This window comes from Arthrobacter sp. 2YAF22_2, from assembly GCF_052114645.1.
In the GTDB taxonomy this organism is placed as follows: domain Bacteria; phylum Actinomycetota; class Actinomycetes; order Actinomycetales; family Micrococcaceae; genus Arthrobacter.
Genome location: NZ_JBFRFD010000467.1, coordinates 1 through 2903, shown reverse-complemented (window position 1 = coordinate 2903; position 2903 = coordinate 1). Strand labels below are relative to the sequence as shown.

At 66.8% G+C, this 2903-nt stretch carries 3 protein-coding genes; 1 reads left to right on the top strand and 2 read right to left on the bottom strand.

Annotation, left to right across the window (positions count from 1 at the left end; genetic code table 11):
- Both AB4Y86_RS15940 and tdh read right to left on the bottom strand, forming a co-directional pair.
- Positions 1–700 (bottom strand): aminotransferase class I/II-fold pyridoxal phosphate-dependent enzyme (locus tag AB4Y86_RS15940; RefSeq protein WP_441403161.1); only part of this gene is annotated, 700 nt, incomplete at its 3' end.
- A 58-nt stretch (positions 701–758) separates the two neighbouring features.
- Positions 759–1805: an L-threonine 3-dehydrogenase gene (gene tdh / locus AB4Y86_RS15935; protein ID WP_441403160.1), complete on the bottom strand. Its 1047-nt coding sequence runs from the start codon at positions 1803–1805 to the stop codon at positions 759–761.
- A gap of 147 nt (positions 1806–1952) precedes the next feature.
- Here tdh and AB4Y86_RS15930 point away from each other — a divergent pair, with 147 nt between their 5' ends.
- Positions 1953–2858 carry a LysR family transcriptional regulator gene (locus AB4Y86_RS15930; protein ID WP_441403159.1) on the top strand — a complete coding sequence of 302 codons (906 nt, stop codon included), beginning with the start codon at positions 1953–1955 and terminating at the stop codon, positions 2856–2858.
- Positions 2859–2903 lie beyond the last annotated feature (45 nt).

The following is a 2903-nucleotide window of genomic DNA, read 5'->3' as shown; positions in this document are numbered from 1 at the left end:
GTTCCGGGGTGCCGGCGCCGGTGGCGCCCATGAAGCCGACGGCGTGCGAGTCGTCCACCATCACCATGGCGTCGTACTTCTCGGCGAGGTCGCAGATCGCTTCGAGCGGGGCCAGGAAGCCGTCCATGGAGAAGACGCCGTCGGTGACGATGATCTTGCGCCGGGCCGGGTTTTCCTGCGTGGTGGCCTCGATCAGCCGGGATTCGAGGTCGGCCATGTCCTGGTTGGCGTAGCGGAAGCGCTGGGCCTTGCAGAGCCGGATCCCGTCGATGATCGAGGCGTGGTTCAGCGCGTCGGAGATGACGGCGTCCTCCGGGCCGAACAGGGACTCGAAGACCCCGCCGTTGGCGTCGAAGCAGCTGGAGAACAGGATGGTGTCCTCGGTGCCGAGGAACTTCGAGACCCGCTCCTCGAGGGCCAGGTGCAGGTCCTGGGTGCCGCAGATGAAGCGGACGCTGGCCATCCCGAAGCCGCGGTCGTCCATGGCGGTCTTGGCCGCTGCGATGATCTGCGGGTGGTCCGCGAGGCCGAGGTAGTTGTTGGCGCAAAAATTCAGCACATCCGCCGCACCGTGGCCGATCTGGCCGGCCCGGATGTGGCCGGCCTGCGGCGAGTCGATGTGCCGCTCGGTCTTGAACAGGCCGGCGCCGCGGATCTCGTCGAGTTCCTGCTGCAACTGGTCTTTGATGGCTGAATACATTTCGGTGCGCTCCTCAGCTGGGGTGAATTTTTGTACGGTACCGGATAACAGGCGCGGCCTAGAAGCCGGTCCAGTCGAGCACGACCTTGCCGCCCACGCCGGCCCGGGCAATTTCGAAGCCCTTCTCCCAGTCCGAGGCGGGCAGCGTGTCCGTGACGACGGCCGAGATGTTGGCGTGCAGCACCGGGTTGGAGGACAGCATGGCGCTCATCGCGTACCAGGTCTCGAACATTTCCCGGCCGTAGATGCCCTTCAGGGTCAGCATGTGCGTGACCACCTTGCCCCAGTCGATGTCGATCGACCGGCTGGGCAGCCCCAGCATCGCGATCCGGCCGCCGTGGTTCATGTTCTCGATCATCTCAGGCAGCGCGGTGGGGTGGCCGGACATTTCCATGCCGATGTCGAAGCCTTCGCGCATGCCCAGTTCGCGCTGGGCATCCTTGACCCGCGTCTTGGAGACGTCGATCGCGAGGTCGACGCCGAGCTGCCGGGCGAGCTCAAGGCGCGGGGCCGAGACGTCCGTGATGGCGATTTTCCKGGCCCCGGCGTGGCGGGCGACGGCGATCGCCATCAGGCCGATGGGTCCGGCGCCGGTGATCAGCACGTCCTCGCCGACCAGGGGGAAGCTCAGCGCGGTGTGCACGGCGTTGCCGAACGGGTCGAAGATCGCTCCGAGTTCCGGGGTCACGGACGGATCGTGGTGCACCCAGACGTTGGTTTCCGGGATGACGACGTACTCGGCGAAGGCGCCGTCGCGTTGCACTCCGACGCTGACGGTGTTGATGCACATCTGCTTGCGGCCGGCGCGGCAGTTGCGGCAGATCCCGCAGACGATGTGGCCTTCGCCGGAGACCCGGTCACCGACCCGGACGTCCCGGACGTCCTCGCCCACCTCCACGACCTCGCCGTAGAACTCGTGGCCGGCGATCAGGGGCGCGTTGATGATCCCTTGCGCCCACGCGTCCCACGACTGGATGTGCAGGTCCGTGCCGCAGATTCCGGCGCTGATAACCCGGATCTTGACGTCCCCGGCGCCGGCCTGCGGCTCGGGGCGGTCGACCAGTTCGAATCCCGCATGGGCGCCGGACTTGTAGAGAGCCTTCATGGGCGTGCCTAACTGTGCTGGTTGCCGCGGTCTTCGATGCGGCGCGTGTGGGACAACTCACCCCATTAGACCGGCCCAAAAGCATTAGCACAACCAAAATTTTCTCAATCGACGATTTAGCTTTTACTTCTGCATAGGATGGGGGGCATGGAAATCCACCAGCTCGAAATGCTCCGCGAACTCGGGGCCCTGGGCAGCGTCAAGGCCGTCGCGGAAACGCTGCTGGTGACACCCTCGGCGGTGTCCCAGCAACTGGCAGCGCTGCAGAAGTCCGTAGAGGTGCCGCTGACCCGGAAGGAGGGCCGGAACCTGGTCCTGACCGAGGCCGGGCAGGTGCTCGCGGATGCGGGGGCCGCCGTCGTGAGTGCAATGGCAGATGCGCGGATGGCGATCGGCGCATACCACGGGTCGCCGGTGGCGCCGGTGACCCTGAGCGGGTTCCACAGCGCCGGCCAGGCCTTGTTCGGGCCGCTCGCCCGGCTGCTGGCCGAACCCGGCCAGCCGCGGATCCAGCTCTCCGACGAGGATGTCGCCCAGCAGGATTTCCCGGCCTTGACCGCCCGGTATGACCTGGTGCTGGCGCACCGGATGGACCACAGCCCGCGGTGGCCCGGGGAACGCGTGGCGGTGATTCCGCTCGCGCACGAGCCGCTGGACGTGGCCCTGCCGGCCGGCCACCGGCTCGCCGGGCAGCGGGCGGTGACGGCGGACGACGTCGTCGGCGAACCCTGGGTGACCAGCCACGCCGGCTACTCCCCCGCGGACGTGCTCGCCGCCGTCGCCGCCGTGTCCAGCCGAGAACTGAACATTGTGCACCGGATCAATGATTACTCGACGGTGGCGGCGCTGGTGGCGGCCGGGGGTGTGATCGGGCTGTTGCCGCGGCATACCGCTCGGCCTGTGTTGAACCCGGAGATCGTGCTGAAGCCGCTGGAAGGGATCAGCACCAAGCGCCGGATCGACATCTTGGCCCGGCCGGAGAACCTAAAACGCAGATCGGTCATGATGGTCTGCGATGCGCTGCAGAGAATCATGACGGGGCTGGTCACCTAATCCCCTGTTAACCCAACTGGCTCGCAGTTGTTGTCGTTTTGAGGG

Coding starts and splice junctions, on each gene's coding strand:
- AB4Y86_RS15930 (WP_441403159.1), top strand. CDS start 1,953: ATGGAAATCCACCAGCTCGAAATGCTCCGCGAACTCGGGGCCCTGGGC.